The organism is Enterococcus avium ATCC 14025, from assembly GCF_000406965.1.
Taxonomy (GTDB): domain Bacteria; phylum Bacillota; class Bacilli; order Lactobacillales; family Enterococcaceae; genus Enterococcus_A; species Enterococcus_A avium.
In genome coordinates, this window is the sequence record NZ_KE136357.1 from 941,782 (window position 1) to 965,704 (window position 23,923).

A 23,923-nucleotide genomic window follows, 5' to 3' on the forward strand; every position below is an offset into this window, starting at 1 on the left:
GGATTTTTTATGGAAACGATATTAGCGCTTTTGACTGCTAAAGACACCAAAAAAGCCATGAACAAATTTAAAGAATTGGAAGAACAGTGTCTATCTGAACCGCTTTACGCTGACCGTCTAGAAATGTTCCTTCCTGCTCTGACCGCTGAAAGAGCCTGTGGACGTGGACGAACCTTTAAGTTTTTTATGATTAATGCGCGTTGGGATTCACAAAAAGTCATTGAGACATATCTCGCAGAAATTTTAGCTGTTCTAGACGATCCCAAAGCACCGATTGTTCGTCAATGTATTCCTTATTTGATTTATTTAGCAGAGGCCAAGCCAGAATTAATCCCGGTGATTCAGGAAAAGCTGGCAGCTTTGGATTTAAGTCAGTATAAAGAAAGTATGCAAAGTTTGATAAAAAGAGATGTGGATAGTTTATTAGCTAAGATTACAGAATAACCATAGAATGAATACTTTTATTTAAGTTTGTAAGTCTTATGACAATTTCTCTTTTAACTACAATCTACTAAAAAACATCGTAAAACTGTATATCCAAAAAGCCCATCTCTCTTTATGAAAAAAGAGAGATGGGTTTTTATTTTACATCTGCACGGTTGTTCCGCTGTTTCCATCCAGTGTTTCTGAAGCTTTTTCTAATGAAGCGATGATCGCACGTCGACCGGCTTTTGATTCGGCGAAGTCAATCGCAGCTTCTACTTTTGGCAACATACTTCCTGGAGCGAATTGATCTTCGCTAATATATTGTTTCATATCAGCCACGGAAGTTGTTTCCAAAGCTTTTTGATCCGGTTTGCCGAAGTTGACAAAGACATGATCAACAGCTGTCAAAATAATGAAGACATCAGCATCGATCAATGCAGCCATTTTCGCTGCGGCAAAATCCTTATCGATTACGGCATCGACGCCTTTATAGCGCGTGCCTTCGTAAATGACTGGAATGCCTCCTCCACCACAAGCGATCACGACTTGCCCCGCGTCGACTAAGGTTTGTAGGCTGATTTTTTCGTAGATATCTACTGGTTTTGGTGATGGTACTACCCGACGCCAGCCGCGGCCAGCATCTTCAACATAAACATCGCCCGTTTCAGCCATCAGTTTTTTTGCTTCTTCTTCGCTGTAATAGCCACCAATCGGTTTGGTTGGATTCGAAAATGCCGGATCTTTCGGGTCAACCACCACCTGCGTCAGCATAGATACAACTGGAATATCTGTTAAGCCGCGAGAAACCAATTCTTCATCAATGGCCTGCTGCAGGTGATAGCCGATATAGCCTTGACTCATGGCCGTACATTCTGGAAACGGCATCGTATCCTCCGGCTTTTGACTGGTTTCTTCAAAGGCTAAACGGATTTTCCCAACCTGGGGACCATTGCCGTGAGCGATCACGACATGGTGCCCCGCAGTGATCAGATCAGCGATGGATTTCGCTGCTAATTCAGCTTTGGTTAATTGCTCATTCGCGGAATTGCCTAAGGCGTTTCCGCCTAATGCGATAACGATTTTTGACATGACAGGCTCCTATCTTTGTGGTTGTTGCTGCGTAATACAATGAATATTTCCGCCGCCGTAGACGATTTCTACTGTATTTACACCCACAACTTCTTTATCTGGGAAAATCATTTCTAATTGTTCTAAAGCTAATGCATCATTCTTGTCACCATATTGCGGCACGATTACGCCGTTATTGGTAATTAAGAAGTTCATGTAAGAAGCGATACAGATGTCGCCATCCTCACGCGGCATTGTTCCTTCAACATAATCAATCTTGAAGTTGCCGTCGATTGTGACGTTTTCGATTGGGCAGCAGATTTTATGGACCTTCAATTTGCGGCCTTTCGCATCCGTCATTTCTGTTAAGCGTTTGTATGCATCTTGAGCAGCTTCATAAAATGGACTATTTTTATCTTCAGTATAAATACATGCCACTTCACCAGGGCGAACAAAGCAGGCTACGTCATCCACGTGTCCATTCGTTTCTTCTGGATCAATACCATCCCCTAACCAAAGTACTTTTTCACAGTTCAAGTAATCGCACAATTTTTGTTCGATTTCTTCTTTGCTCATATGCGGATTGCGTCCTTCACTTAATAAGCACATTTCAGTTACTAGAACCGTTCCTTCACCGTCAACGTGGAAAGAACCACCTTCTAAAATGAAATCATCTGTCCGATAAGAATCGACATGCTCGATTTCACAGATTTTTTGAGCGACTAAATCATCTTGATCCCAAGGAAAATACAATCCGTCAACCAGTCCGCCCCAAGCATTGAAGCCCCAGTCATTTGCCCGCAATTCACCTTTATCGTTGATCACAAAGCTTGGGCCACAGTCGCGAATCCACGCGTCATTATTGGACATTTCATAAACCGTGATATCTTCTGGTAATTGACGACGACAGTTTTGGAACTGTTGCTGCGAAACCACCACATTCATCGGCGTAAATCTGCTGATGGCTTTGGCTACTTCAGTGAAAGCTTCTTGTGCTGGCTTCCCACCGTCACGCCAATTGTCTGGACGTTCAGGCCAAATCATCCAAACCTTTTCTTGTGGTTCATACTCACCGGGCATTCTAAACCCGTCTTGTTTCGGTGTTGTCTTTTTGATTCTCTTCGCCATGATAAATTACTCCCTCTTTTTTGATTTTTTTCACCCATATAATCGCTTCACCAAATAGTGTGAAGACGACAGCTCCGATCGTAATCGGTAGTTGTTGGCTCAATGTTTCCGCATCAAATTGCAACGGTAACGCTGTAAAGATTAATGAAATGACAATCATGATCATTGGTAACGCAACCAAAACTTTCAAGACTGCGTCGCTTCCGCCAACCTTGAATGGTCGCGGTGTATCTGGATCGATTTTACGTAATTTGTAAAATGCAGGAAATACAGGTACGTAAGACATCAAGAACATTACTAGGTTCAATGAGAAGAAGGCCCAGAATAGATCTTGATTTGGCAAAATTGGCGCAATCACTACGACTACTGAAGCCACGATCCCATTCATAATCGCTGCACCAATCGGCATTTCGTCTTTTCCGCCACGTTTAGCAAAAATTTTCGGCATATCGCCGTTTTCAGCTGCGTAACAAGCCGTATTGTTTACTCCTAATGACCAAGAAATCATGTTGCCGAACAGAGTCAGCAGGAACAGAAAGGCCATCGCGATGATGAACCACCCCCCTGTAGAACCCGTTAATAGCTTGAAGCTATCCATTAACCCGCTGCCAGTACTGATTTGATCCGTTGGAATTGCGACACCAATTCCGAATGCAGAGAAAATATAAATTGCAGCGATCACCAAACCACCAGCAATGATTGATTGTGGAATTTGTTTCTTCGGATCTTCCATGTCATCGGCAAAGGTACAAATAACTTCGAAACCTAGTAGGTTGAAAATGATAACCGAGATAAACGACAAACTATTCAGGTCAAAACTTGGCAGCATTGACGATAATGTAAACTCATTAGCTGCGCCTTTTGTCGCAAACGTATAAAGTCCTAATGCGCCAATCAAGATTGCCAACAGCATCTTAATTACAGCTGCGCCATTCAAAATCCATACACTGTCAGCGACTGGATAGAAGCTGATCCAAACAATAACCCAAATAAAGACCAATTCAATTAAAATTGCTGGAATTGTTGAAAATTCAATTCCTGTGATCGTCGTTAATAAATCTGGACATACAACTGCCAGCGAAGCCAGCCACAATGGATAATTGATCCAATAATACCAAGATACCCGCGAACCCCAGCGATGTCCGAAGGCTTGGGTCACCCAGTCATAAATCCCGCCATCACCAATATACGTCGTGCCTAACTCCGAAGAAATCAAACCGTACGGTAAAAGGAACGCGGCTAACAGGAATATCCACCAAAAAAATTGTGAATTTCCGATCGCCGCAACCGGCGCCGCTGCCTCTGCCACGAACACGACACAGATAACGGATAAGATTGCACTCATCAAACTAAATTTTTTCTTCTTTTCTCCCATTGTTTTCTTCCTTTCCGGTACAAGGGAAACAGGGATTGAGGATTGCCTCAATCCCCGAATGGAAATAATCTTGATGAATTTTACTTAAAGCTGCAGATCATTTCCGTCCTCACCTCTTGGGCCTATAGTGCTTTTCCTAAAAAGACTTCCAAATCTGCTTTTGCTGCTGCTTTTTTCTTTTCATCAATTGGATTCTTATCAGCATAATCGTGCATCAAGTACACCAACAAGCCGCGAATCGAAGTTAAACGATTTTCTGCTTCATCGAAACAGATCGAGTTTGGTCCGTCCATCACTTCATCAGTCACTTCTTCTCCGCGTGTTGCAGGCAAGCAGTGCATAAATTTCGCATTTTCACCCGCACGCTTCATTAACTCATCGTTTACTTGGTATTTAGGATAGAAAGTGCTCATGCGTTCTTCTTCTGACAATTCTGCTTCATACAAGCCATACCAAACATCTGTATAGACAAAATCAGAGCCTTCAATCACATCGATTTGATCAGAAACAGTATATGAACCGCCAGACTCTTTACAAATCTTATCCAATCTTGCGCGATGGTCGTCATTCAATTGGAATCCTTCTGGACCGAATTGGACAAAATCCATTCCCATTTTTGTTGCGACTAAACCTAATGAGAAACATACTTGTGTAGCATCGCCAATGAAGGAAATTTTGCAGTCTTCGATTTTCTTGCCTTCAGGTAAGTGTTCAATCATCGTACAAAGGTCGCCTAATTCTTGTGTTGGGTGGTTAAAATCAGACATACCATTGATAACTGGAATCGTTGCATTGTTGGCTAGGTCATACACACTGTGATGGCGTTCAACCCGTGCCATCAAGATATCGACTAAACGAGATAATACACGACTGGTATCTTCGATTGTTTCATGTCCGCCTAGTTGAATTTGTCCTGGCGCCAAATATTCTGCGTGTCCGCCTAGCTGTGTCATCGCTGTTTCAAATGAAACGCGAGTTCTAGTAGAAGATTGTTGGAAGATCATGCCTAACACTTTATCTTTCAATAATGGCGGATAAAAACCGTTTTTAATAGAAGCTTTGATTTTCAATGATAAATCAACGATGTATTGAATCTCCTCCTTTGTGTAATTTTCTGTTGTAATGAAATCTCTTTTTGCCATGTTGACGCCTCCTAAGTAATTTGTTTGCTTTTGCATCCTTACTGTAGGAGAAAAAGTACGAGTTTACGATAAGCTAAAGGATGTAAACGCTAACATTTCCCGTTATGAGCTTCAACCAGCGGTTTATTTTTAGATGTAAACCTTTTATTTTTCAAGGGTTTAGAAAAGTTTAGGGAAAAGTTTAGCGTATTTTGGAACGAAGGAGAAAAAAATAGTGTTATACTTAGGTTGAAAAACAGTTTTTTGATCCTGAAATGAAAGGGGATTCAATATGATAGCCATCTTTGTTTACAATATCCTTTTGATCATTCTTTATTCCATCACCATGGCTTTTGCGATAAATTCCTTTTTAAAGGAAAAGAACAAAGTGTTCCTGTTGATCAGTCTCTATCTAGCTTTTTTTATTTTCGATAATATCATTATTTATATGACAGAGTTCATCAATAGCTTTGCGCAAAGCTATGACCAAGCATTTATGAGCGCGCCGGCAGTCAAGACTATTATTTTTATGGGGAACGCCTTCTTCTCCGTTTCGATTATTGCCGAATTAAGGAAAGAAAAACTCACTCCGCTGCACTACACCCTATTGATCGCTTTGGCCGTCTGGATGATTTCGATCCCATTACTGCCAAATTCTGCCTTTAAGGTTTGGCTCTACTATTTAGGAAACCAAATTTTCCTCTTTTATTTAGGCTTTTATTGTTGGCGAGGCACGAAAAAAGAGCTGCCAGCGCTAAATAAAGGCTACCTAAAAAAATTATCAATCATCAGCATTCTATTCAGTATTCTGATCGTTATTGAAGACAGCTTCGTCATTTTTAATGTCGATCAATACAGCTCCTTAACGACTAAAATATACAATCGAAGCATTTCCGAAGACATTTTCTCCATTGTCGTCTGTCTGTTGATGATCCACTTCTTCTTAAAGGATCGGCATGTACAAGAGGAAGTGAACTCTGAAGAGCAAGAGGAAGCCATGTTGATCCAGAAGTTTTGTCATGCTCACCAATTCACGCAAAGAGAAACCGAAGTGTTTGAATTGCTTTTATTCCATCGAACCAATCAAGAAATTGCAGACCAGCTCTTTCTCTCATTAGGAACCGTTAAAACCCATGTTCACAACATTTTCATTAAGCTGGATATTAAGAAACGAACACAGATTTTCCCATTATTTGAAGAGTATCGCTCAGCTTCACACGAAAAAATGAACCTAAAAAAGAGCAACGATTTTTCCTAGAAAAATCGTTGCTCTTTTTTAATCCTCGTCTGGCTGTTCTGATGAACTAGAGCTTGAACTAGAGGAGCTTGATGAGCGGGAAGAATCAGATTCTCGTGATCGCGATTCCTCTTCGGATTTTTTTCGCGAGGATTCATCGTTCTTACTGTCATCAATGGAATCAAGGATGTCTTTATAAGAATCATAGGTCGCTTGCTTTTCTGCTAACTCTTTTTTCAGTTCTGTCAGTTCCTTGTTGCGAGCAGCCAACTCTTTCGCCTGCCGCTCTTGATAGCTCTTTTCTGCTGCTGCCATCGAGGTATCACTTTGCTGAATTTTAGCCGCAAAACCAGCGTTCTCATTGGTAAGCTGATCCTTGACCGGTGATAGCTTCTCTAGTAGTTTCTCCTTGAACTTGCCATCTGGCAGAATCGCCAAGGTTTTTACGCCTTCTAAATAATCAGTCAGTGTTAAACTAGTGCCTTTATTGACTAGATTCGTCACTTCCGCATCTGCATTGGTAAAATCCTTTGATTGTGTTTCCGCGATGCCTAGGATCATGCTGATGTCTTGACCCCACTCCTTGTCTTTCGCGCTACTTTCCTCTAGCTCAGCTTTTAAAGCTTTAATATCTTCTTCGCTAGGCGCCTTTAGAACGGGGTGGGCAGATAGATCCAGCCCATTTAGAACATCCTTTTCAAAAAGCTTATTCATTTCAGCCTGGAGTTTAAAATTTTTCTTCGCTTGGTCAATATCTTCTAAGGTTTGACTTTCCCCGCTTTGACTTTTCACTTCATCTGCTAACTCATTAAAAGCTTCAGCTGAGATATCCGATTTGAAATAGCCCGATGTTTGATCCTCATAAAGATCAGTCAAGCGTGCATTTAGTTCCTTCTTATTTTCTTTTTCTGACTGGATAACATTCTCTTGAAAAATATGATAGCCGGCAAACCCAACAGCACCTAGCACAACCAGTCCTAAAATCAGCCAACCGATTGTCTTTTTGTTCAAACCGGTTCTCCCCCTCATTCGTTTCTATATGTTCAATTTTTCTTACCCAGCTATCGTGTTGAAGTACTAAGCTGGTATTGATACACAATTTTCTTAATATTATAGCATTTTAGCTATTCCAAACACAGCTTAACGCAAAATCTTTAACAAGTCTTTTTCTTTTTTGTTATTTTTGAATTATTAGAGTCTTCTCGCCGCTTTGTTACTTCAAAGGATATTCTTTAACCTATTTCACAATTTTTGATAAACTCAGACTATTCTTAAAAAAAGGACTGATTTTATTGGAAACACATGAGGAATTGAACAGAGGACTTAAAAATCGGCATGTTCAATTGATTTCAATTGGAGGAGCAATCGGCACTGGGCTCTTTCTTGGCTCGGGGAAAACCATTCAATTAACTGGTCCTTCGATTCTTCTTTCCTACACAATCACCGGCTGCATTATTTTCTTAATCATGCGCGCTTTAGGTGAATTGATGCTATCAAACGTAAATTATCATTCATTTTTAGATTTTATCGCTAGCTACTTAGGGAAAAAGGCTGCCTTTGTCACAGGATGGACTTACTGGTTTTGTTGGATCGCAATCGCGATGGCTGATCTAACAGCAACGGGGCTATACGTGAGCTATTGGCTGCCCCATATCCCTCAATGGCTGCCGGAAATCATTGCTTTAATCTTGCTATTAGGATTGAACTTAGTTGCTGTTGGTCTTTTTGGTGAACTGGAATTTTGGTTTGCTCTGATCAAAGTCGTCGCCATCATTGCATTGATTATCGCCGGTGCTTTTATGATCTTTACTGGCTTCAAAACAAGTGCTGGTCCCGTTGATATTGGAAATTTATGGCATCACGGCGGCTTCTTTCCAAAAGGTGCAAGCGGCTTTATTCTCTCCTTTCAAATGGCAACCTTTGCCTTTTGCGGGGTTGAACTGGTCGGTTTGATCGGTGGCGAAACCGCTGATCCCAAATCGGTGCTGCCAAAAGCGATTAATACCATTCCGCTGCGAATCATTTTGTTCTATCTAGGCTCATTATTTATGATTATGTCGATTTACCCTTGGTCAAGCTTATCAGCAGACCAAAGTCCCTTCGTTCAGGTCTTTTCTGAGATTGGAATCGCTGCGGCAGCATCTATTGTTAATTTAGTTGTATTAAGTTCCGCCATGTCTGCTTGTAATAGCGCCATTTACAGTACCAGTCGGATGGTCCGTTCATTAGCTCAAGAAGGTAGCGCGCCTAGTCGCTTTACCAAGCTGACACGTAATCGTGTTCCAGGTAGTGCATTAGTATTCTCAACGCTCGTCATTTTTATCGCGGTTCTCTTAAATTTTTTCGTACCTAGTCATATTTTCACCATAATCAGTTCGATTGCTACGATTTGCTTTATTTTTATTTGGGGAATGATCGTCTTTACTCACATGCGCTATCGTAAAACAAAGACCGAATTGGCAGCCAAAAGTACCTTTAAATTACCGTTCTTTCCTTATTCAAGCTATTTGATTTTTGCTTTCTTAGCCTTTGTCCTGTTCGTTTTGGCACTTGCCTCGGATACACGGGAAGCGTTGCTTTTCTCTCCATTTTGGTTTATCGGTCTTCTAGTGATTTACCATTTCAAATTCGAACGAAATAAACCGATATTTGGTAAAATTTTGCATCATTCTGACGATCTAGATCAGAATTAGTTATTTTTTCTATTGCTATCTTATAAAAATTAAGAAAGGCTTCGCGAACTCGCTCAGCTTTTGAGCAATAAGACCAAAATATTTCTAAATTGCTTCTCAAATTTCGAAATATTTTTGCTTATTGCCGAGAAAGCTAGTTCGCGAAGCCGGACATGGATATACCTGCTGTAAATCGATTTATTCATGTAAAAAGTTTATACTTTCTTTATAGTCAAAAAAAGAACCGTCATCCAGCATTTTGGATGATGGTTCTCTTTGCTACTAACCCTCTCCACCGTCTTTAAACAAGTTACTTTCGCGGCGTAGCTGGTAAATTTTGTGAAGATTGATGATCAAGGTTTTGATCACCGCATACACTGGGATACAAATCAGCATGCCCACGATTCCTGCAACACTGCCGGCACCGATCAAAACTAATATAATCGTTAATGGGTGAATATTCAACGACTTACCGAACAATAGCGGTTTGATCAAATTCCCATCTAACTGCTGAATAACCAGAACGGATATGCCCATGTACAGTGCTTGAAGCGGTGAAATGAATAGCCCAACGATCACTGCCGGAACTGCCCCGATGAATGGACCAACATAAGGAATGATATTGGTGATCCCACAAAAAAGCGCCAACAGTAAACTATATGGCTGTTTAAAAATAGTCATCGCGATAAAGCTTAAGATTCCGATAATAAAGGCATCTAAAACCGTGCTGCTGATATAAGCAGAAAGTGTTTCATTCAGTTCGCGCACTGTTTGACGTAATTCTTTACGAATGGTGATAGGAAAAAATTGTGACACAGCATCCAAAAATTTATGCCCGTCTTTAAACATGAAAATCAAAATAAATGGAACGGTGAACAAGAGAACAAAGAATTTCATCGCCAAACCAACGATTCGTGACAAACTTGAGGTCACACTGACAATCGCAAGGTTGATCAGTTTAGTAATCGTCAGGTTTGCTGAAGCCAATTGTTCTTCCAAATTGAAATTTTTAAATTCATCTCGACTAGCTAAATCATTAATCCAACGACCTGATTCCTCTGCATAAACAGGTAGATTTTGCGTAAGTTGAACGGTTTGTTCGATCATTTTCGGAACAGCGTTCATCATAATCAGCGCGATAATCGCCGCAATCACAATAAAGGATACAAGAAAACCAACCACACGTGGCAGCCCCCCTCTTTCCTCCAGAAAAACCACGATCGGATCAAACATATAGTAAAGAAAACCCGCGATCAAAAGCGGCATCAAAATCGCAGAAGCCATTCCCACGACTGGTTTAAAAATATTCGGCATTTGTAATAAAAAATAAATCCCGATAATCGTTAAGACAATCTCGGCAGTCCAAAAGAACAGCTTTGATTGTTTGAAACGTGACAGCATAAAAACCTCCTTAAAACATTCTTATCCCCCAGGATATGGCTTCATCTTATCATTTATGAGGAATCCCAAGAACGCTTTTGTTAAAAATAAATAGAAATTTTAGATAAACCGACGTTTTAATCGCTTTTAGCTAACATTCGCATTAGAAAAGGAGCGAATTTCTTCGCTCCTAACCTTACTCTTATTTTAATCGCATCACAAAACGCTCTAGACGCTGAATTGCTTCTTTTAATTCGTAAATCGAATAAGCATACGATAGCCGCAGGAATCCTTCACCGCTTTTTCCAAAGGCCGATCCGGGAACCACTGCCAGCTTTTCTTCATCTAATAGGCGCAGAGCGAATTCTTCACTGCTCAAGCCAAATTGACTAACCTGCGGAAAGAGATAAAACGCCCCCTTGGCCTTATAACAAGGCAGCCCCATCTTTTCCAACGCATGATGCAGATAATTTCGACGTTCCTCATAAGACAAGCGCATTGGTTCAACGGTTTCCTGCCAATTGTTTTTCAAACCGGCCAATGCCGCATATTGGCTCGCTGTCGGCGCTGCCATGATTGTATACTGATGCAGCTTCAGCAGCTGGTCCATAAATACTTCTGGACCAGCCATAAAGCCCAGACGCCAGCCAGTCATCGCAAAGCCTTTTGAAAAACCGTTAATAATAATCGTCCGTTCGCGCATTCCCGGAAGCTCCGCAATACTAGTGAAAGGCTCGTCGTAAACCAATTCCGCATAAATTTCATCCGTAATGACTAATAAATCATGCTTCTTCACAACATCGGCGATCTTGATCAACGCTTCGCGATCCATCGTTGCTCCCGTTGGATTATTAGGATAAGACAAAATCAAAATCTTGCTTTTCTCAGTAATAACGTTCTCTAACTCTTCTGGCGTCAGCATAAACTGATTCACAGCTTGTAAGTCAATCGTCACTGGTTTTCCGCCTGCAATCTGGGTAATCGGTTCGTAGCAAACAAAGCTTGGCTGAGGAATGATGACCTCATCTCCTGGATCAACAAAAATCCGCAATGCCATATCAATCGCCTCACTGCCGCCGACTGTGACCACAATCTCCGTTTTCGGATCATATTGAACCTTGTTGCGATAAAGCAAATACTCGCTGATTTTTTTCCGCAACTCGATCAGTCCCGCGTTAGCCGTGTAGAAAGTCCGCCCTTCTTGGATCGAACGGACCCCTTCTTGAGCCATATGAGAAGGCGTATCAAAATCCGGCTCGCCGACACCAAGGGAAATCGCATCCGGCTGATCAGAAACAATGTCAAAGAATTTTCGAATACCAGAAGGTTGAATATCCGTGATTTTTTTCGTTAAAAAATTTCTCATGGGCTCACCTGAATTCTAGGATCGGAGTCATCCTGATACATGTCGACGCCCCACTCCTTGTATTTGTCTAGCAAGAAATGCGTCTGTGTTCCTGAAACATCAGGAATCGATGCTAAATTAGTAGAAATGAATTTTGAGATTTCTTTGATGTTGCGTCCTTGCAGTAGTAAGATAAAGTCAAAGCCGCCGCTGACGAAAAAGAACGATTTGACTTCAGGAAACTTCCGAACACGCTCCGCAATCTCGCGATAGCCTTCTTCACCTTTAGGAATTGTTTGGACCTCAACCAAAGCTTCGATCCAATCATCCTCCACCTTATCCCAGTCAATCAGAGCCCGATAGCCGCAAATAATTTTTTCTTGTTCCATTCGTTTGATTTCAGCAGAAACGATCACTTCATCTTCGCCTAGCATCACCGCATATTCTTCAATACTTAATCGACAATCGGATTCGATCAGCTTCAATAGTTGCTTGCGTTTATTTTGTTCCATATGAACGTCTCCTTCAATTTAACAATTTATTAGCTATTTTTAATCTTTTGTTTATTATTCCCAAAAAAAGAAAAACTGTCAAACTATTTCGAAAATTCCCTTTGATAATTTAAAATCTATTATCTTTTCAATTCACTCAAAAAAATTCTATTTTTTTATAACACAAGTGAGCCTTTTCATAGTACAATAAACTGGATGAGCAACAAGTAAAATGCGTTAAGACAGGAGGATTGGGAATGGAACAAGTAGTTGAGATGTTTATTGAAAAACAGAGGCAGCGTTTGGCTGACGGCAAGATTCGCCAAGAGGAGTACGAGGCATTTTTAGATGGAATCAATGATGCCCTCTCATTTTTAGGGATGCATTATGTAAATAGCTCGGAAACGGTCGAGCATGACGCCCGTAAAGCCGCGACCTTTAATGAAATCGAAGAAAAATATAAGAAATTCCGGGAAGTGGCAATGTATAAAAACAGCTTCCTGCGCGTATCAGATATCATCAAACATTCTGGTCAAATGACCGATGAACTGCAAAAAATCACCAGAACAGTCAAGGAAGAATTATAATTAACTCTCTAAAGAAGCGAATCATCGCTTCTTTTTTTACACCTTTGATGCTTTTTTCACCAAACTAGATGTCTTTTATACAATGCTTTTAATTAGTTCGCTTTTCTTAACTACCTTATATGTTCAGTTCGTTTTCCGTACTATGACTCCCGCTTCACCAAAAAAGGACTTCCCATCGTTCATAAGTTAACGACAGGAAGTCCTTTTATCATTCAAATCATTCGATTCGCTTTCAACAGCACTCTCTGTGGAATTAAAAAATCCATACTCCTTAGCTTGCTGCTGATACTGAATCTGTGTTGATATAAGAAAACTTCTTCGGAGGAAACACTCTTTTGATATTCATCCTTATTTCTTTTGTTCTATCACGTCTCTTTTTGATGCCTGCGTTAGTTGTTCGTAACGTTGTCTGAGACTTTGTGGACCATCACTGATCTATTTTGATCTTCCTAAGAAAAATGACACAATCAAGACCAGAATGACTGCTCCAATAATCGACGGTACCAGTGCCATGCCAGCCAATGAAGGCCCCCATGATCCTAGTAACGCTTGACCTAATGCTGATCCGACTAAGCCGGCTACGATGTTAGCGATCCAGCCCATGCTGTTTCCTCTACCTGTGATCGCTCCAGCGATTGCTCCGATTACTGCTCCAATAATTAATGACCATAATAAACCCATGTTAATTCACTCCTTTGATTATTTTACTCGTGGTTCACGATTTTCTTCAATTTTTTGTTGTGCTTTGTTTGTTCCGCGATTGACGGCACTTTTAGCTTTGTCTGTTTGTTTTGAAGCAAATTGTCCAGTTGTTTTTGCGGCGCTTGTTACTTTGTCCTGCACCGTTTCGCTGTCTTCTTGATATTCAGATTCTGATTTAATATCGACAACGTTAATATTTACTTCAATCACGTCAAGATGCGTCATTTTCTCCACTTCATCATGGATAACTTCCTTGATTCGATCTGCGATTTTAGGAATATCCCGACCATATTCAATGACGACATCCATATCAACAGCGACTTGTTTTTTGCCGACTTCTGTTTCGATTCCGGCAGTCACATTGTCTGTATTGACTAATTTCTCAGCAATATTAGAGAAAAATCCACCGTCGACTGTTAATAGACCATCGATTTGTTCTACTGCTGTACCGACGATTTTTTGAATCACTTTGTCGTCATAGGTTAATTCGCCTTTAACGTTTACGGTGTTATTTGTTTTTGCTGCATCTGTATGAACGCCTGCGGCCATTCCGTTTTTGTTGTAATTTTCCATTATAAATTCCTCCTATAGAGTTTGTTTGTATGATGATTGAATCATTAATTGTTCTTTCGTTGACTGAAAAAGCTGTCCATCATGCCGGTTTGCTCTAAATAGCTTCCCAGCCAAATGCCAAGCGCTGTTAATAAAACGATCAAGAGTGTCTTGAAAAATCCCAGCGTGACAAATAATATGGCCAGAATCAAGCCTAATCCGCCGAAGATCATTGGGAGCTTGTATTGAGTGATAAGTTTTTCCATCTGTCTCCCTCCTAACTGTCGTCCTGTATTCCTAAAAATTAAATGAATCGTTCTTTGTTATTGTACGCGTGATTGATTTGCGGTGTTTTTTTCTTCTTCATCAAATGTCTTGTAGGCAACATTCACTTTGATTTTTTCCTGACTGCCAAGAATTTCTTGTAAGTCATTCTGAATTTCTGTCATTAGCGCATTGGTTTTCCCAATTAACGATGATGTTCGAGTCAGCTGACCCTTCACTTTCACTTTAATCTTGTTCTTGGTTGCTCGAACCTTAACGTCAGGAGATGAAACAAAGCCTACACCTCGTAGTTTCGAACGAACAAAACCTTCAATTGCCTTTTTGTCTAAAGATAAACGTCCTTTGTCTTCTTTTAATACAAATGTTTGTTTAACTCTTGGATAAAAGATCAGAACTAAAATCACAATAAGCAAGATAACTGTAACAGCTAGAGCGATCCAAAATAGGTATTGGCGGAAGTAATAATTTGCCAATGAATTTCTTAAAAACTCTCCACGTCCAATGCCAAATGGAAGATTCAAATAGGGTGAACTGATGGCAATAACCATCAGCATCACGGACATCAAAATCAATGAAAGAATGATCCCAATTGCTTTTATTCCACGATTCATAGTGCACCTCCTTAAAAACTTTTAACGACTTGTTTAATTACTTAACGGTAACGATCCGTTCCTGTCTGTTTTTTCACACGTGCCAATGCAAAAGCCGGTTGTCTGCGTTTAAACAATAAAGAAATCAAATTTAGAATTAACGAAATCCCGATTGCCTCGATTAAATGTAGCATCGCGTATCCCTCCTTACAGATTGATCGCTTCTCCTCCAGTGACACCATAAATCTGAGCAGTAACATAGCTTGCATCATTTGAAGCTAGGAAAACATACACTGGCGCCAATTCTGCTGGCTGCCCTGCCCGTCCTAGCAATGAATCTTGACCAAATTCCGGTAGTGCATCTTTAGGTTGGCCTTGATCTAATTGAAGTGGAGTCCAGATTGGACCTGGCGCAACACCATTTACTCGAATTCCTTTTTTAGCTAATTGTTGTGCTAAGCCAACTGTGAAGTTTGCAATAGCAGCTTTCGTTGCTGCGTAATCCATCAAGTGATCACTAGGATTGAAAGCTTGGACAGAAGTTGTTGTAATAATACTGCTGCCTGCAGGTAAATGCGGTAAAGCTTCCTGAACGAGTGCAAACATCGAAATAATATTTACCTTGAACGTATCTTCTACTTGCTGAATTGGTAATTCTTCAATCGATTCTTGAGAAATTTGTTGAGCAGAATTTAGCACAAGTGTGTCTAATCCATCTAATTCTGCGACTGTTTTTCTGATGATCTCACTAGGCGCTTCGTCATCTCGTAAATCATAAGGAAGCAATACTGCTTTTCTTCCAGCTTCTTCAATGTACTTAGCGACCTCTTGGGCGTCCTCTTCTTCACCAGGAAAGAATTGAATGGCTACATCTGCACCTTCTCGAGCATAAGCAATCGCTGCCGCCCGACCAATTCCTGAGTCGCCTCCGGTAATCAATACTCTGCGATTTTCTAATTTTCCATTACCAACATAGCTTTCTTCTCCGCAATCTGGTTGTGGCTTCATGTTGGTTTGTAGTGCGGGAGTGTTCTGATCCTGTTTCTCAAACGAGCCCCCATAAAATAATTCTCTAGGGTCTTTCAAAATTGGTTTCATAATTTTTCTTCCTCACTTTCTAATAATATCGTAACGTGTTTTATTCTATTTTTGAAATATTTCGCTCAAAATATTCAAATTCACATTATTTAAGCTTATTAATTGACAATATATTAAGGATAAGTTATAGAAAATTAACAGGGGTAATTATTAGAAATAACCTCTGCTTTATTCCAACTATTTATTAGTAAAAAATAAATGTATATCATTTTTTTGAAAGGATGAATGACGTGATTCAACATTTTGAGATCAGTAACCAACATATCCAGGAAGTCTCTCCAGGTAAAGGTAACTGGCTTGTTTTAAAGGATACGACGAAGGAAGAACAAGAAGAAATTATTAAAAATTATCGGTTGCCACAAAATATTTTTGTCGGAGGCAACCATGCAGAAGAGGTTTCTCGATTGGAGCCATTAGAAAATACTGCGCTGAATAACAGCTATGCTTTGGGAGTGACTAATTTATCCGCTGAAAAGAAAGAGCAAATAGAAGAACGACTTGAGCCGCTTATTTTTATCATTTCTGATTCGCTGCTCATCACCCACGTAGGGAAAGAATCGACCTTTATTGATCGTCTACTTGAAAAATATCATGAGAAAATTCATACATTTGCCGAACTCATTTCGTATGGCATTTATATGCTTTATACTCACTATATTGAAGAATTGTTAGAGATAAAGAAGGATATTGATGAATTGGACGTTGCAGCAAGAAAAACGACCGAAAATGACGCTTTGTTTAAATTAGCAGATACCGAGCGAAAAATCGTGTACCTCGATCACACTCTTGCTGATCAAAAAAGTACGTTAAACGGACTGTGGGAAAATGAATCCTTCATTCAGGACTTGAATGATTCAAAATTGGTTTATGATATTCAGCTTCATCAAAAGCATGCTGAAAAACTGATCCATATTTATCGTGATTTGTTAGAGACAGTCGGCGGATTATTCACTGACATGATGGACAATAATCTAAACCACTTGATGAAATATTTAGACTCTGCCGCTTTGATTATCTCCATCCCCGCACTAATTTCTGGAATTTGGGGAATGAATACAGGCGGCTTGCCGGGAAAAGGCTCCAGCATTGGTTTCTTTATGGTGGTAGGTGTCGCGGTGCTTTTAGCAATCATCGTTGCGGTTCATCTAAATAGAAAGGATTTTTCAAAATAACACTTGCTTCATCAAAAGGAGCAATTTCGGAGGAATAGCTGATATTTTTCGTGTTGTTTTTATTTTCAAAATCCTATATTCGTCTTTTAAACTGGAGAGAAGCACTTGCTTTGGGGCATCGTTCGAGTAACTAAAAAGAAACAATCAGTATAGCCGTAATGAAATGCATAAAAAGAGTGCGACAAAAGTAATTGTCACACTCTTTTTTTCGAGTATTCGTCATTCCAAAAGAAGCATCTTTGGAAATAAACCGAAGTCTAACCCTTTATTAATAATTCATTATAAAACGCCTGACCGATTTCCTTCAGTTCACTTTTATTAAAGGATTTTACGATCCAGGTCGGCATCGGTACCTCGACCGTTCCGTAAATCTCGATCATGACTTGAATAAATGCTTGCGCATTCAGCTGATCGATGGCTTTTCTTAGACGTCTAGCCGGTTCTAGCAATTGGCTCTCCATTTGATTGGTGCGATAGATTCGATAAATCGTCCGCCCCTCTTCTGCGGCTAAGGAGAATAAGGGCTGTTCCTCTGCGATTGCCTGCAGACTCTCTTGTTTGTAACGATCGTAGCGTTGTTGCCATTCTAATAATTCGCCGTATACGGTTTCAATTTTCTGTTTGCGAACGGTAGCTAAAGCGCTGTAGAAGTCAATGGGCAATTTTTCGACTCGCCGTTCGCGCTTGATCCATGTTGCTAAGGTTGATTGCGGAATACCTGCGAGCTTGCCGAATTGTTCGACAGTGATTCCCAGATCCCGACGAATATACATTTTGATTGGGTGTTCGATCATGGTTAAGGACATCCTTCTCACCTAGCTCTCCTGCGATATTTATACCTCATTATAGCTCGGAGTGAAAAAAATACCAAGACGAAAAGCTCATCTGCTCTTCGCCTTGACAATTAATTTCTTTTTTTGGGAAGATTTAATTCCTGTTCTTTCTGCTGACTGAAACGCCGTTCGGTCATAGCTTTCTGCGTGGCTATCCGTTGTTTTTGTTTTTCTAAACGATTGATTTCTGCTTCGGCGCGGCGTTTATCATGTTCATTCATTGACGAAAGATTCTGCTTGCGTCGATTGATTTCTTTTGTCACATGCTCTTCCCAGTTTGACATGACCTGCCGCCAGCGATCAGGATTTTGAGCATCATCGCCCTTCATAGAATCCCGCAGTAAACTTGAATAACGACGCATCGAGTTGCCCCAGACCTGATTCCGATCCTGAAAATAATCCACCTGCTGTTCCTCGTCCAATGTCGCAATTAAGCTATCCTCTTCGCGATCGATGATATTTTGCAAAAATGCCAAGATTGGTAGAACTAAATAGACGATCAACGTTGGTCTAACGTAAATCATCCCAAAAATCAAAACGATGATCCGAAATCCGATCGAAAGCATATCTTGTTTGTTCAACTCGCTGATACGTCGTTTGCGTTGCTCCTGATCTTTTATCGCTTGTCCTGTTAGGGCTACGATTAAACGCCGCATTACTAGCGTGACGATCAGCGTCAATACGCCATAAATCAAAAGAGTCTGCTTCGTCGTATCTTCGATCAGCAAACGCGTCGCAGATGGTACCAATGATAAGAAAAATAGCAACAGTAAATAAATAACTAAATCCTTATTCTTTACCTGATTGATTTTATTAAAAGCATAACCCGTTTGAAACCACAGATTTGCCACAAAGCAGAAGCTGATAAAATAGATTCCCACTGCTCTAAATAATGAATATAGATCCACAGCACCATTCGCCGCTGTTTGAATCGGTAATTCTAAAACGATGATCGTCAGAATAATCGCGATAATCGCATCGCCAAAGACGACAACACGCTCCTTCATTATTCCACCCCTTTTTGTATCTGTGACCTATCATATACCAAATGACTTTAAAAGAATAATAATAAGGAGAGCTAAGATTTTGCTCTAGTGATACTTAGTAAAAGAAAAAACCAACCACAAAAGCTGTGATTGGTTTAAAGGATTTATTCACCCATCGGCAGAATCAATTGTGATTCGGCTAAATCAATGGTGTAATCAATGTCTTGATTGCCGCGAACGGTCATTCCAAAGTCGGTTCCATAAATAGCTAGGCCAATTTGACGACCTGATGGTAGATGATACATCGTCGGATGCAAGACCACTTCGATCTCTACGAATTCATTGGCCTTCAGATCGTCGTTCTTCCAAGCATTCTCACGGTTTTGCAGATTGATATGTCCACGGGAGATCAGCTTGTAATCGTCTTCCGCACCTAGTTTGAACTCTACCAGATTATCTTCCCGCCAATTTCTACCTAATGGCAATCCGTGTAAAGCGACCACGTCTGGTGTTGGTTTCAAGCGTTTTGCGGTGCCAAAGTCGATCAACTCAAAGCTCAGCATTCCTAAATCAACACTTGAAGCTACTTTGACCCTTACCTTAGGACGACCATTTAAGAAGACCGCTTCCTCCAGCGCTTCCGTTTTTGCTAAATAACGGTGCCCGTCCATCGGACCTTCTTCTTTAAGCTCTTTTTCCCAAAGCTCAATATTTTTCGTATAGCTGTCATATTGTTCTTTTGGTAATTGATCACTGAAGGTGTAATGTCCTGTTTCAACGTTATTTGTCAGACTCTTTTCGCCTAAATGATAGACTTTTTCGCTGGCAGGCGCCCAGTCCTGCAACGTAGCCCACGTTTCTGGAGCTGTATTTTTCTGATAAACGATGTCCGGTAAAATATCTTTAGCATTGTTTTCAATACCGTAAAGCTTATGACTCAACCACAGATTCATCATATCTTGGAAATCAAACGACGGCATATTGTTGATGTAGATGTGTTGTCCTTGATGCAGGATCAATTTCTTGGCAACAGGAACCTCCTTCAACGCATCCCATAAATCAGCGACTTGACGTGGTTTCACATTCCAGTCGTTTAGCCCATGGACCATTACCACATCACACTTGATATTTTTAATGAATGGCAAGTAATTCCGTTCATCCCAAAAAGTATTGTAATTGCCGAATTTCCGGTCCTGCCATTCTGCCATATCTTTTAAATAGTCCAAGAAGAATTTCTTGCTGTGAAGGTAATCACCAGCGTTGCGCATTTTACTAAAGGTCTCGATGGCTAAAACATCCGCGTCCTCCCCTGGGAATCCGCCAGGCGCAATAACTAAGCCATTATCCCGATAATATTGATACCAGTCAGAGATCGCTGCTTCGGAAATGATTGTTTCCAACCCTTCCACCTGCCGTGTCGCACAAGCTGTTGCCAGCGTTCCCAGATAAGATTTTCCAGTCATCGCGACTTTTTTATTGCTCCACCAAGCCTTGATGCGAATATTATCGGTCCGATTTGTGAAAGCGCGACGGTTGCCAGCCAACCATTCAATGTAAGCCACCATTGCGGTTGTCTGCTCGACCGATCCGCAGGTTTGAATGCCATCAGAATCTCGTGTTCCGATTCCTGAACCATAAACTACCGCGAAGCCGCGTGCTAGGAAAAAGTCGTTCAGGCTATGATTATTTTCACGAGTGAAGGTTTCGGTCGCATGTGTCGCCTTGCCCTTCACTTCCCGTTCTGCTGGGAGCTCAACTGGCTCCGGTTTGTACCGAATATCCTCATAAGTCGTTTCGGTTGGTTCCTTCCGCTCTAATGGAACATTCACATCATAAGTCAGCTCTTCTCCCGCCGGTCCATTGACGCCTTGACTATAAGGGCTCGCCGTAAATAGAGTCGGTACCTGTAGTCCATCTTCCGTTTCAGCAGGACGTAAAATCTCTAGTTTTAGTAAATCTCGTTTCCCGTCTTTATCCGTATCTAGCGGAGCTTCCACGTAAACTACTTCCCGAATCAAACGCGCAGTATCAAAAACTGCCTGCGCTTTCCCATTGAAGAAGAAAGGCTTGCTGACCTCCTTATCTTCGTAGTAGCCTTCAGAAGCTAATTTATCTAAATAATTCAAGCCATTCTTAGTATGACTCGTTAACAATAAATACCAAGCTTCGATAAGTGTCTCTCTGGTAGAAAAATCACCGTCAATCATTGGAACACCAATCTTTTCAGCTTCTGCTAAAACATTATTTGGCTCAAAATCGATCGTTGGTTCAAAATCCAACTGCTGCAGAGCCATCGTATAAAAAACTTCCTTCGTTACCGAAGAATTCGCCTGATAAAACGTGCCAAGATCGGTCTGTTCATCCGCCAAGAAATTGCCCATCTTATTGATAAAGCCGCTATCATCGCGGACAGTTAAGAAGCTTTTCCGTAAAAATTCAAACCATAACTTCGTCGCATCCTTTGCAGAATGAATAGTCAAAAAACCGGCCTGCTCCAGTTCTTTCTTTGCTTCTTCAAGTGAGACACGTTTTAAACCAAATTGATTGATCTTCATTGACTTCTCTCCTTAATGTTCATAGTATCTTTTGTTTACCATTCGAAAAATAGGACTACTTTTTATTCGATGAACCAAACTTTCCTTCAACAATCAAGAGCTCGTTATTCTACCTATCAACGATTCTTAATAAATTTAGAAAAGTTGGACGAGCATCCTTTTTTTCTGATAGAATAATTATAACAAATACTACCGATGAGTTCGGTTAAAGTTCAATGAAAACGATTACCGGATTTTATTAAGAGGAGGATTTTAATGAGTGAAATGACCTATTGCCAAAGTTGCGGAATGCCATTGACTAAAGGAGTTTATGGAACCGAACACGATGGCTCAGAAAGCAGTGAGTACTGCTTATATTGCTACAAGCACGGAGCTTTTGTTGATGACTGCACGATGGAAGAAATGATCGCCGTCAGCCTGCAGCATATGAAGGAAGCTAATATATTGAAAGAACAAGGGAAAACAGAAGAAGAAGCATTGGATTTCATGAACAGCTTCTTTCCTGAGCTGAAGCGTTGGAAAAAGTCGTCGTAATTACGACGACTTTTTAGATTGAGGTTAATTCTTCAGATCGTCATTCCACTTATCGCTTATTACTATTTTTAAAGCCCAAAAAGTCCTTCAAGCGAATAACTTGAAGGACTCGAATTTAAATCAATCTATTATTGAACGATAAAAGAACTCTTTTCACTTCTTCATATTTTGGTGCGTTGGTTGCCAAATACATTGTACTCAATTCATAGTCCGCTTTGTAAAAATCTTCCTTCATTATCTGAGATATTATATTATTGATATTTATCGTTTGATTACTTGATGGATTTCGTTTCAAATCTTTTTGAAGAATCAATCGCACTTCCTCAAATGTCTCTGAAAAACTGTCCCAATCTATACTCTCTTTTTGAAAAAGATAATATAGATCATACAGATGTCTTGAATAATGTTTCGGTTCACGGATCATATAGTGATCACAGAGTGCAAAAATTTTGTCCGCAAATGTTCTTTCCAATGTTTGCACATTCATTTTAAATGGAAAAAGCTCAGGAAAATCCTTCGCCAACTCCGATATTCCCACTGAAGAACTCATCTGAAAAATGTAGTTCGAAACGTCCTTTTTATTGACAGGAAAAGAACTGTTTTGGGCATACGTTTCGATAATAAGAGCCGATTTTAACTGGTCTCCTCGATTGAATAATGAGGAATAATCGACATTGTAGCGATTATAAACATTTCTACTTCTGATTTCATCCTCATTCAGAATCTTCAAAGACATCTCACTGGCAACATTTCTAATGGTATTCGTTAATTCTTTACGTTTGCTTTGAGAAGGGGCACCATGATCCTTAATAAAATAAGACAAATCAATATCCTCAGAAAAACGCTCGATGAGTTGATAAGCCTTTGAGAGTGAAGTCCCGCCTTTAAAGACAATATTGGGATTAGCTTCAGCAATTCTCTTAAGAAATAAAGAAACGAAATAGTCTTTCTCAATAATTTCTTCAGAAAGACTAAAATATTCAGCTGTTCTAATGATCAAATCTTCAAAAAGTTTTCTACTCTGATATAGATACATTATCATTTTCCTTCTTTAAGCTGTATACAATTTCATCAAAACCAGCTGTAAAAATACTTTTTGATGTTTTAGCAGGATAAGCGATCAATATTTTTTTTATTTCAGTATCGGTAAGTTTTATCCCCTTTAGATAATTGAAAACTTTGTCTTTAACGACTCTAATGTCCACCTCAATCAAAGGCATGTAATCAGTCAAAAGATCCAGTACTTGTAGAAATTTATAATTATCCTTTGTGATATTAACTCTGGTTTTCTTTAGTTTATAACTGGTACTAAAATTTTCCGTCATCGACTTTGAAATTTTCCCTGTAACAATTTCAATCACTTGTGGTACTTGGGTTGTGAGACCTAAATAATTCACAAAACTGTATCCCGTTATATAACCATAGACAACATTGTCGTCGCGAATGTACTTCTTTTCAATGACTTTGTTCTCACTCAATTTTGATTTTTCATTAAAGTATTGATTCAAGGTGGCAAAATAGTAAATTCCATTATCAAAGCGTTCAATTTTGTCCTCTTCATGAAGTCTAGATAAGTATTTTCTAAATGAATCTTTATCAATATCATACCTATTCTCTGAATCAATCTCTTTGATAATGATCGGCTCATTGTTTCCAAAATCGTCATATAGATTCTTTTCTAAGTTCGCCATTTTAGACATACCTATCACCTCAGATTCATTATAAACGGGATTAGAAATAATTTCAAATTAATTTAGTAATTTCGAGACAAAATGAGATTATTCTG

At 40.0% G+C, this 23,923-nt stretch carries 25 protein-coding genes; 6 read left to right on the plus strand and 19 right to left on the minus strand.

The features are described from left to right. Positions 1-9: 9 nt before the first annotated feature. The gene (locus OMU_RS04415) at positions 10-444 is read left to right on the plus strand and encodes a hypothetical protein (RefSeq protein WP_016178767.1); all 435 of its coding nucleotides are present in this window, start codon (positions 10-12) and stop codon (positions 442-444) included. Positions 445-585: 141 nt separating this feature from the next. Here the strand turns inward: OMU_RS04415 and arcC are convergent, their stop codons facing one another. The 4 genes from arcC to ptcA all read right to left on the minus strand — a co-directional run bounded on the left by arcC (position 586) and on the right by ptcA (position 5,139). Then, positions 586-1,515: a carbamate kinase gene (gene arcC / locus OMU_RS04420; protein ID WP_016178768.1), complete on the minus strand. Its 930-nt coding sequence runs from the start codon at positions 1,513-1,515 to the stop codon at positions 586-588. Positions 1,516-1,524: 9 nt separating this feature from the next. Then, the gene (gene aguA / locus OMU_RS04425) at positions 1,525-2,622 is read right to left on the minus strand and encodes an agmatine deiminase (RefSeq protein ID WP_016178769.1); all 1,098 of its coding nucleotides are present in this window, start codon (positions 2,620-2,622) and stop codon (positions 1,525-1,527) included. Continuing rightward, complete coding sequence (locus OMU_RS04430; protein WP_016178770.1) at positions 2,576-3,997, minus strand: APC family permease; 1,422 nt, start codon at positions 3,995-3,997, stop codon at positions 2,576-2,578. The genes aguA and OMU_RS04430 overlap by 47 nt, the downstream gene beginning before the upstream one ends. Before the next feature lie 122 nt (positions 3,998-4,119). Further along, positions 4,120-5,139 (minus strand): putrescine carbamoyltransferase, encoded by a 1,020-nt coding sequence (gene ptcA / locus OMU_RS04435; protein ID WP_016178771.1) that lies wholly within the window; start codon positions 5,137-5,139, stop codon positions 4,120-4,122. A 271-nt stretch (positions 5,140-5,410) separates the two neighbouring features. Here ptcA and OMU_RS23860 point away from each other — a divergent pair, with 271 nt between their 5' ends. Next, positions 5,411-6,376, plus strand: a complete 966-nt coding sequence (locus OMU_RS23860) for a response regulator transcription factor (RefSeq protein WP_016178772.1) — start codon at positions 5,411-5,413, stop codon at positions 6,374-6,376. Positions 6,377-6,394: 18 nt separating this feature from the next. On the opposite strand, the gene OMU_RS04445 is transcribed toward OMU_RS23860, so the two are convergent. After that, positions 6,395-7,366, minus strand: coding sequence for a hypothetical protein (locus tag OMU_RS04445; protein WP_016178773.1), 972 nt, complete (start codon positions 7,364-7,366; stop codon positions 6,395-6,397). A 281-nt stretch (positions 7,367-7,647) separates the two neighbouring features. On the opposite strand from OMU_RS04445, the gene OMU_RS04450 reads away from it, so the two are divergent. Then, positions 7,648-9,048, plus strand: coding sequence for an amino acid permease (locus tag OMU_RS04450; protein ID WP_016178774.1), 1,401 nt, complete (start codon positions 7,648-7,650; stop codon positions 9,046-9,048). Between the two features lie 261 nt (positions 9,049-9,309). On the opposite strand, the gene OMU_RS04455 is transcribed toward OMU_RS04450, so the two are convergent. The 3 genes from OMU_RS04455 to OMU_RS04465 form a co-directional block, all read right to left on the minus strand. Then, a complete protein-coding gene (locus OMU_RS04455) occupies positions 9,310-10,428 on the minus strand; it encodes an AI-2E family transporter (protein WP_016178775.1) in 1,119 nt (372 codons plus the stop codon). A gap of 181 nt (positions 10,429-10,609) precedes the next feature. Further along, complete coding sequence (locus OMU_RS04460) at positions 10,610-11,773, minus strand: aminotransferase class I/II-fold pyridoxal phosphate-dependent enzyme (protein ID WP_016178776.1); 1,164 nt, start codon at positions 11,771-11,773, stop codon at positions 10,610-10,612. Next, entirely contained in the window at positions 11,770-12,264 is a 495-nt protein-coding gene (locus OMU_RS04465) for an Lrp/AsnC family transcriptional regulator (protein WP_016178777.1), read from the minus strand. Before OMU_RS04465 ends, OMU_RS04460 begins: the two co-directional genes overlap by 4 nt. A 236-nt stretch (positions 12,265-12,500) precedes the next feature. Here OMU_RS04465 and OMU_RS04470 point away from each other — a divergent pair, with 236 nt between their 5' ends. Beyond that, positions 12,501-12,830: a hypothetical protein gene (locus tag OMU_RS04470; protein WP_016178778.1), complete on the plus strand. Its 330-nt coding sequence runs from the start codon at positions 12,501-12,503 to the stop codon at positions 12,828-12,830. 435 nt (positions 12,831-13,265) lie between these two features. On the opposite strand, the gene OMU_RS04475 is transcribed toward OMU_RS04470, so the two are convergent. From OMU_RS04475 to OMU_RS04495, 6 genes are read right to left on the minus strand one after another with little or no spacing between them, the layout of a single operon-like run. Continuing rightward, positions 13,266-13,511 (minus strand): GlsB/YeaQ/YmgE family stress response membrane protein, encoded by a 246-nt coding sequence (locus OMU_RS04475; protein WP_016178779.1) that lies wholly within the window; start codon positions 13,509-13,511, stop codon positions 13,266-13,268. 18 nt (positions 13,512-13,529) lie between these two features. Next, complete coding sequence (locus OMU_RS04480; protein ID WP_016178780.1) at positions 13,530-14,105, minus strand: Asp23/Gls24 family envelope stress response protein; 576 nt, start codon at positions 14,103-14,105, stop codon at positions 13,530-13,532. Positions 14,106-14,149: 44 nt separating this feature from the next. Continuing rightward, positions 14,150-14,350: a DUF2273 domain-containing protein gene (locus OMU_RS04485; RefSeq protein WP_016178781.1), complete on the minus strand. Its 201-nt coding sequence runs from the start codon at positions 14,348-14,350 to the stop codon at positions 14,150-14,152. Between the two features lie 57 nt (positions 14,351-14,407). Next, positions 14,408-14,980: an alkaline shock response membrane anchor protein AmaP gene (gene amaP / locus OMU_RS04490; RefSeq protein ID WP_016178782.1), complete on the minus strand. Its 573-nt coding sequence runs from the start codon at positions 14,978-14,980 to the stop codon at positions 14,408-14,410. 41 nt (positions 14,981-15,021) lie between these two features. Further along, positions 15,022-15,153 (minus strand): hypothetical protein, encoded by a 132-nt coding sequence (locus tag OMU_RS23865; protein WP_016178783.1) that lies wholly within the window; start codon positions 15,151-15,153, stop codon positions 15,022-15,024. 13 nt (positions 15,154-15,166) lie between these two features. Next, positions 15,167-16,057, minus strand: a complete 891-nt coding sequence (locus OMU_RS04495) for an SDR family oxidoreductase (RefSeq protein WP_016178784.1) — start codon at positions 16,055-16,057, stop codon at positions 15,167-15,169. A gap of 230 nt (positions 16,058-16,287) precedes the next feature. Between OMU_RS04495 and OMU_RS04500 the strand changes: the two genes are divergently transcribed. After that, positions 16,288-17,229 (plus strand): magnesium transporter CorA family protein, encoded by a 942-nt coding sequence (locus tag OMU_RS04500; RefSeq protein WP_016178785.1) that lies wholly within the window; start codon positions 16,288-16,290, stop codon positions 17,227-17,229. 257 nt (positions 17,230-17,486) lie between these two features. On the opposite strand, the gene OMU_RS04505 is transcribed toward OMU_RS04500, so the two are convergent. The 3 genes from OMU_RS04505 to OMU_RS04515 all read right to left on the minus strand — a co-directional run bounded on the left by OMU_RS04505 (position 17,487) and on the right by OMU_RS04515 (position 21,603). Further along, positions 17,487-18,023 (minus strand): hypothetical protein, encoded by a 537-nt coding sequence (locus OMU_RS04505; protein ID WP_016178786.1) that lies wholly within the window; start codon positions 18,021-18,023, stop codon positions 17,487-17,489. A gap of 110 nt (positions 18,024-18,133) precedes the next feature. Then, on the minus strand, positions 18,134-19,069 hold the full coding sequence (locus OMU_RS04510; RefSeq protein ID WP_016178787.1) for a TMEM175 family protein: 936 nt from the start codon (positions 19,067-19,069) through the stop codon (positions 18,134-18,136). A 143-nt stretch (positions 19,070-19,212) separates the two neighbouring features. Continuing rightward, positions 19,213-21,603, minus strand: a complete 2,391-nt coding sequence (locus OMU_RS04515; RefSeq protein ID WP_016178788.1) for a Xaa-Pro dipeptidyl-peptidase — start codon at positions 21,601-21,603, stop codon at positions 19,213-19,215. Positions 21,604-21,858: 255 nt separating this feature from the next. On the opposite strand from OMU_RS04515, the gene OMU_RS04520 reads away from it, so the two are divergent. Continuing rightward, positions 21,859-22,137 carry a zinc ribbon domain-containing protein gene (locus OMU_RS04520; RefSeq protein ID WP_016178789.1) on the plus strand — a complete coding sequence of 93 codons (279 nt, stop codon included), beginning with the start codon at positions 21,859-21,861 and terminating at the stop codon, positions 22,135-22,137. A gap of 115 nt (positions 22,138-22,252) precedes the next feature. On the opposite strand, the gene OMU_RS04525 is transcribed toward OMU_RS04520, so the two are convergent. Together OMU_RS04525 and OMU_RS04530 are read right to left on the minus strand one after the other, a co-directional pair. Continuing rightward, a complete protein-coding gene (locus OMU_RS04525) occupies positions 22,253-23,173 on the minus strand; it encodes a nucleotidyl transferase AbiEii/AbiGii toxin family protein (protein WP_016178790.1) in 921 nt (306 codons plus the stop codon). After that, entirely contained in the window at positions 23,154-23,828 is a 675-nt protein-coding gene (locus OMU_RS04530) for a DUF6088 family protein (protein ID WP_227132159.1), read from the minus strand. Before OMU_RS04530 ends, OMU_RS04525 begins: the two co-directional genes overlap by 20 nt. Positions 23,829-23,923 lie beyond the last annotated feature (95 nt).

Bases quoted from the DNA above. Each gene is read 5' to 3' on its own strand.
- OMU_RS04430 (WP_016178770.1), bottom strand. From the start codon at position 3,997: ATGGGAGAAAAGAAGAAAAAATTTAGTTTGATGAGTGCAATCTTATCC.
- OMU_RS23865 (WP_016178783.1), bottom strand. From the start codon at position 15,153: ATGCTACATTTAATCGAGGCAATCGGGATTTCGTTAATTCTAAATTTG.
- OMU_RS04415 (WP_016178767.1), top strand. From the start codon at position 10: ATGGAAACGATATTAGCGCTTTTGACTGCTAAAGACACCAAAAAAGCC.
- amaP (WP_016178782.1), bottom strand. From the start codon at position 14,980: ATGAATCGTGGAATAAAAGCAATTGGGATCATTCTTTCATTGATTTTG.
- OMU_RS04530 (WP_227132159.1), bottom strand. From the start codon at position 23,828: ATGGCGAACTTAGAAAAGAATCTATATGACGATTTTGGAAACAATGAG.
- OMU_RS04460 (WP_016178776.1), bottom strand. From the start codon at position 11,773: ATGAGAAATTTTTTAACGAAAAAAATCACGGATATTCAACCTTCTGGT.
- OMU_RS04515 (WP_016178788.1), bottom strand. From the start codon at position 21,603: ATGAAGATCAATCAATTTGGTTTAAAACGTGTCTCACTTGAAGAAGCA.
- OMU_RS04510 (WP_016178787.1), bottom strand. From the start codon at position 19,069: ATGAAGGAGCGTGTTGTCGTCTTTGGCGATGCGATTATCGCGATTATT.
- OMU_RS04485 (WP_016178781.1), bottom strand. From the start codon at position 14,350: ATGGAAAAACTTATCACTCAATACAAGCTCCCAATGATCTTCGGCGGA.
- OMU_RS04520 (WP_016178789.1), top strand. From the start codon at position 21,859: ATGAGTGAAATGACCTATTGCCAAAGTTGCGGAATGCCATTGACTAAA.
- OMU_RS04465 (WP_016178777.1), bottom strand. From the start codon at position 12,264: ATGGAACAAAATAAACGCAAGCAACTATTGAAGCTGATCGAATCCGAT.
- OMU_RS04505 (WP_016178786.1), bottom strand. From the start codon at position 18,023: ATGATCGAACACCCAATCAAAATGTATATTCGTCGGGATCTGGGAATC.
- ptcA (WP_016178771.1), bottom strand. From the start codon at position 5,139: ATGGCAAAAAGAGATTTCATTACAACAGAAAATTACACAAAGGAGGAG.
- OMU_RS04470 (WP_016178778.1), top strand. From the start codon at position 12,501: ATGGAACAAGTAGTTGAGATGTTTATTGAAAAACAGAGGCAGCGTTTG.
- OMU_RS04455 (WP_016178775.1), bottom strand. From the start codon at position 10,428: ATGCTGTCACGTTTCAAACAATCAAAGCTGTTCTTTTGGACTGCCGAG.
- arcC (WP_016178768.1), bottom strand. From the start codon at position 1,515: ATGTCAAAAATCGTTATCGCATTAGGCGGAAACGCCTTAGGCAATTCC.
- aguA (WP_016178769.1), bottom strand. From the start codon at position 2,622: ATGGCGAAGAGAATCAAAAAGACAACACCGAAACAAGACGGGTTTAGA.
- OMU_RS04475 (WP_016178779.1), bottom strand. From the start codon at position 13,511: ATGGGTTTATTATGGTCATTAATTATTGGAGCAGTAATCGGAGCAATC.
- OMU_RS04495 (WP_016178784.1), bottom strand. From the start codon at position 16,057: ATGAAACCAATTTTGAAAGACCCTAGAGAATTATTTTATGGGGGCTCG.
- OMU_RS23860 (WP_016178772.1), top strand. From the start codon at position 5,411: ATGATAGCCATCTTTGTTTACAATATCCTTTTGATCATTCTTTATTCC.
- OMU_RS04525 (WP_016178790.1), bottom strand. From the start codon at position 23,173: ATGTATCTATATCAGAGTAGAAAACTTTTTGAAGATTTGATCATTAGA.
- OMU_RS04480 (WP_016178780.1), bottom strand. From the start codon at position 14,105: ATGGAAAATTACAACAAAAACGGAATGGCCGCAGGCGTTCATACAGAT.